The organism is Dietzia sp. CW19 (assembly GCF_014145265.1).
GTDB classification, from domain to species: Bacteria; Actinomycetota; Actinomycetes; order Mycobacteriales; family Mycobacteriaceae; genus Dietzia; species Dietzia natronolimnaea.
The window spans coordinates 1-4602 of the sequence record NZ_JAALEE010000001.1 but is presented as its reverse complement, the minus strand read 5'-3'; the positions used below and the strand labels follow the sequence as shown (position 1 = coordinate 4602).

Here is a 4602-nt window from a genome sequence, read left to right as displayed (position 1 = left end):
AGTTCTCAAACAACACCACCACACCGTCGCCATGTGGCACTATCGCCACATACCTTCGGGGGAAGTTGCCGCTCTCCATCGGAGGCAGCTCGCCTACTCTAGCGGACCGAAGTCGATCGGTCAACCCGATCGTTCGGCGCCCCTGCGCGAAGCCACCGCCCGAAACCAGGACTCGAACCTCTCGGCTCGACCCCCGCTCCCTGGCGGCTCCGATAAAGTTACACGCGCCCCAACGGAACACCAAATCGGCTGGTCAACGCCTCCCAGGGCGCCCCTGCAGGCCCATGCCGGCAGATCGCCAAAGCCACGTACAGACGGGTCTTCCCGCTGCGTCCCTGCCGTGTTCCCCCTCCGGCCGCCCGACTTCCGCCCCTGCCACCACGTGTCCTACCCGACCCGAGGGGACGGGGCCTACGCGATCCGGCCATCAGTGCGGCTCGAGCTGCAGGGCGGAGTCGGCTCGTCCTCCCAGTGCTCGGCTCGTCCTCCCAGAGCTCCGTCGCGTGCGGTGAGTGGCCGTCCCGACTCACGACCGTGTGGGGGGCACTCAGGGCGGGGGCCTCGGCGTGCGGATCGCGACCGTGTGCGGGCTCACCGGTCTCACCCGTCACCGCCTCTACCGCGCCTCCGGTCGGGCCGGGGTCTTCTACCGAGCCGGCACCACGGCATGTCGCCGGCCGACCGCGCACCGTCGTGGCCGGGTACACCGTGCTGTGTCGATCGACGGCGACCGCCGCGCACCTCGCGTCGTTCCGCGTCGAGAACCTCCGAGCATCACGGCCCGGTCTCCGGTGCCCGCCGGACACCGAACCCGGCAGCACACTGATGCATCAACGCGAGCAGGTGAGCAACTGCCCCGCGCTCGGACTGAACCCGAGCAACGGTCGGACACTCCCCTCGGTGATCCCCGGCCGCGAGCCGGTGCGGAGGAGTGGAACGACACCCAGGCCGCCAGGGCTGTACTCACCCTCCCTTGCGGCACGGTCTACCGTTCGGTGGCATGACGTCGGTAAGAAACACCCAGGCCGTGATCTTCCACGGGTACGGTGCGACGCCCGCGGACCATTGGTTCGGGTGGCTCGCAGAACAGCTCGAACACGCGGGGGTCCCCACACGAGTACCCGCCTTGCCGGAGTCCACGTCCCCATCTCCGGACCGGTGGGCGGCTACCGCCGCAGAAGAGCTCGGTATCCCGGGGAGAGACACGATCGTGGTCGCCCACAGCCTCGGTTGCCTCACCGTTCTGCGCCACCTCGCCTCCCTGACGGGACCGTGGGAGGTGGGCGGTCTCGTGCTCGTCTCGGGATTCGTCGACCCGTTGCCGGGGCTACCCGAACTGGACGACTTCATCGGTGACGGCGTGGACCTGTCCGGGATCCGAGAGAGGGCCGGGTCGCTCACCATCTTGCGTTCCGACGACGACGATCATGTTCCTGTCGACCTCACAGACCGCCTGGCCGGTCTTCTCGGCACGTCGGCTCAGGTCGTCCCGGGAGCGGGCCACTTCCTCGCGACCGACGGAGTCACGACGCTGCCCCACGCCCTCGACGCCATCGTGTGACACACGCAGCAGGCTCTCGGTGGAGTGTGCCGGCACCACCGTGGACAACCGTCGCTCCGCCCTCGCACCAGCCGAGCGCAGATAGGTGCGGTGGCCACATCCGCCGCCCCGGGACCCGTCGACACGGTGGTCCTCACAGTCCCCCGTCGGCGGACCGCTGGTCGGTCCTGAAGACCACCGGAATCAGCCAGACCTGACTTCCACAAGTTGACGCTGTTCTAGCGTTCCGGGTTGTGGTTTGCGCTGGTAGGACGAGTTCGGTGCTGGCGTTTGTGACACTAAACGGCCCGGTAGTTTGGGCGTGTGGGGCTGAGATTTCGGAAGGTGCCGACGGGGCCGGGGGCCACGGGCGTGCAGTTGGTCGAGTGGGTCGGCGGCCGGTTGGTGGTGCGCGAGCACCTGGGTTCGGCTCACACCCCCGGCGAGTTGGCGGCGTTGATCGAGGTCGCCAAGCAGCGCATTCAGGGCGATCAGCAGGCGTTTGACCTGGAATTGGGCGAGCGCGACGGCGCGGTGATCGACGTGCCGGCGGCGACGGCCGCGCGGATCCAGCGGTCCACGGCGCGGATCTTGTGGCAAGGGTTGACCGGTACGTACTCCAGGCTCGGTTTCGACGTGGTGGGCGATCCGGTGTTCCGCGACCTGGTACTGTGCCGCGTGGTGGAGCCGACGAGCAAGTTGGACTCGGTTCGGGTCCTGGCCGAGTTGGGGACGACACCACCGCATGTCAACACGCTCTACAACTGTCTACAGCGGGTGGTCGGCCGGGATTACCGCACCCTGATCGCTACCGCCTGCTGGGCCCACGTCACCCGCACCGGCGGCCCTGGCGTGGCGTTGGTGCTCTACGACCTGACCACGTTGTATCTCGAGGCAGAAAAAGAAGATGACCTGCGCAAAGTCGGGATGAGCAAGGAGCGCAAGGTCGCTCCGCAGATCACCGTGGGCCTGCTGGTGGCCCGGGATGGTTTCCCGCTGGACGTGCACGTCTTTGAGGGCAACAAGGCAGAGACCAAGACGCTGATCCCGGTCATCACGGCCTTCCAGATGCGCCACCAGATCAGCGACATGGTCGTGGTGGCCGATGCCGGAATGCTCTCGGCGGCCAACCTCAATGCACTGGAGGACGCGGGCCTGTCGTTCATCGTCGGCTCCCGCACCTCCAAGGCGCCCAAGGAGCTCGAGGAGCACTTCGGCCGCCGCGGCAACGCCATCCCCGACGACGGCGTCGTGGAGCTGATCCGCCCAATGGGGCAAGGCCGGGACCGGCGAGACCGGCGGGTGGTGTGGCACTACAAATGGGAGCGGGCCAAACGAGACCAGCGGACGCTGAACGCGCAGATCGACCGGGCCCAACGCGTGGCCGACCGGGCAGAGCCACTCAAGAAGCAGCGATTCGTCAAGGTCACCGACCAAAAGGTAATCCTGGACGAGGTTTCGATCGAGCGGGCCCGCGAATCTGCAGGTTACAAGGGGTATGTCACCAACATTGCCCCGGACGTGATGGACGGCCATGCCGTCGTGGCGGCCTATCACGATCTCTGGAAGGTCGAGCAGTCCTTCCGCATGGCCAAGGCCGACCTGAGGGCCCGGCCGATCTTCCACCGCACCCGCGATGCGATCGAAGCTCACCTGACCGTCGTGTTCGCGGCCCTGGCCGTGGCCCGGCACCTGCAGGACGTCACCGGCATGTCGACCAGGAAGATCGTCACCACCCTGCGGCCGCTGCGCACGGTCACCGTCGCCATTGGCGACCACGAAATGCTCGTCGAGCCCACAATCCCGGACGCTGCGCGAGCCGTCATCGACGCGATCAACGCAGGGTGACACTAAAACTTGTGGAAGTCAGGCCAGAGGAAGGCGATCATGCCGAGGAGCTCGACCAGGGTCTGTGCCACGATCACCACTGCCGCCACCTCGAACCCCTCAGGCAGTGCGAGCGCCAGCGGAAGGACGACAAACGAATTCCGGGTCCCGAGTCCGAAGGCGAGTGTCCGGGCCTGTCGGGGCGGGAGAGAGAACGAGACCGCCAGAGCCTTGGCGGTGAGCGCGGCCGCGAGCAGGAACGCCACGAAGACCGGGACGACGACCGGGAGAACGTTCAGCGCACCGAGCACGGTATCCACCTGAGCCGTGGCGACGAGAAACACGACACCAGCGAGCAGCGGAACCGGTGCCCAGGCCCATCGATCACGCACCACAAGACGCCCCGGGCGGGCATCGACCCACCACTGCGTGAGCGTCGACGCGATCAGGGGCACGGCGACGATCAGCAGCGCCGGCGCGACCACGTTGAGCGTGATCAACCCTGTGACCTCCTCCCGCGCCATGAGCAGCAGATAAAGAGGAAGCAGGAGCAGCTGTAGAACAAGGTTGACGGGGGTCACCGCGACGGCCCGGGGCACATCCCCGCCGGCGAGCTGGGTGAAGGCGATGAACCAGTCGGTGCACGGCACGAGCAACACCAGCAACACGCCCAGACGGATCGCGGGGTCGGCGGGAAGGAGAGACACCATCGCCCACACGATCAGGGGCATGAGTACGAAGTTGCCCAACAGGACCACTCCGGAGAACCGGAGGTCGCGCGAGGCGGAGATCAGGTGCAGCACCGGCACCTGGAGGAACGTGGCATAGAGCAACAGGGCGAGAACCGGCCACAGCAGCACCTCGGCCATCGACGCCGTCGCCGGGATGGCGCTCCCCGATGCGAGACCCGCGGCGATGGCCGCGACATAGATCCACACCTGCCGACGCTCGAGGGTGAGCCGATTCAGTCGCTTGTCCACCCCGTCGGCACCTCTCTCATCCTCCAGATCCGAGACCACGGCGGCTCCGACCACGCCAGCCAGTCCGAACCCGAGGCCGACTCCTTCCGGTCCGCCGGTCACCCGAGCCGGAGACGGGCCCGGTCCTCGTCCGCAGGCCTGCAAGCTCGCCTGCAGCCTGCCACGCACGTGGGTGGGGTGGTATGACGAGAGCCCCCGGGTCGCGTGATGCGATCCGGGGGCTCTCGTGTGAAGTTGTGTTCGGCGGTGACCTAC

The 4602-nt window shown here is 67.3% G+C and carries 3 protein-coding genes; 2 read left to right on the top strand and 1 reads right to left on the bottom strand.

The window, feature by feature from the left end; translation table 11 throughout:
- Positions 1-1000 precede the first annotated feature (1000 nt).
- On the top strand, positions 1001-1561 hold the full coding sequence (locus G6021_RS00015) for an alpha/beta fold hydrolase (RefSeq protein ID WP_182640422.1): 561 nt from the start codon (positions 1001-1003) through the stop codon (positions 1559-1561).
- Positions 1562-1912: 351 nt separating this feature from the next.
- Positions 1913-3388 (top strand): IS1634 family transposase, encoded by a 1476-nt coding sequence (locus tag G6021_RS00010; RefSeq protein ID WP_182640421.1) that lies wholly within the window; start codon positions 1913-1915, stop codon positions 3386-3388.
- Between the two features lie 2 nt (positions 3389-3390).
- Here G6021_RS00010 and G6021_RS00005 read toward each other — a convergent pair whose 3' ends face one another.
- Positions 3391-4347, bottom strand: a complete 957-nt coding sequence (locus tag G6021_RS00005; RefSeq protein WP_347238886.1) for a bile acid:sodium symporter — start codon at positions 4345-4347, stop codon at positions 3391-3393.
- Positions 4348-4602: the final 255 nt, after the last annotated feature.